The sequence below is a fragment of the Halomonas sp. SIMBA_159 genome (assembly GCF_046536035.1).
In the GTDB taxonomy this organism is placed as follows: Bacteria; Pseudomonadota; Gammaproteobacteria; order Pseudomonadales; family Halomonadaceae; genus Vreelandella; species Vreelandella venusta_A.
In genome coordinates, this window is sequence record NZ_JAWJBT010001625.1 from 1 (window position 1) to 236 (window position 236).

Annotated in this window: 1 protein-coding gene; it reads left to right on the forward strand. The window is 66.1% G+C overall.

The genetic code is table 11. The features are described from left to right. Positions 1-58: 58 nt before the first annotated feature. On the forward strand, positions 59-236 hold a 178-nt coding region (locus R0J87_RS24710; protein WP_498889677.1), incomplete at its 3' end, for a LysE family transporter.

Genomic DNA, 236 nt, shown 5'->3' on the forward strand with positions numbered 1-236 from the left:
AATGGTTCGGTAGGATTCCTCGCTGGTGCGGATGGGTGGTGCTGTCTGGCGTGGAACCATGCTCTGCGTCTTCGCTGGCCTCGGCCTCGGTCTCTCCTTGATCGACGCCATCGGGGCTCAGAACGTCTTCGTGCTGCGCCAGGGCATCCGCCGCGAGCATGGCCTGCCTGTCGTGATCATCTGCGCCCTCTCGGATGCACTGCTGATCGCCGCGGGCGTCGCCGGGCTGGCCTTCG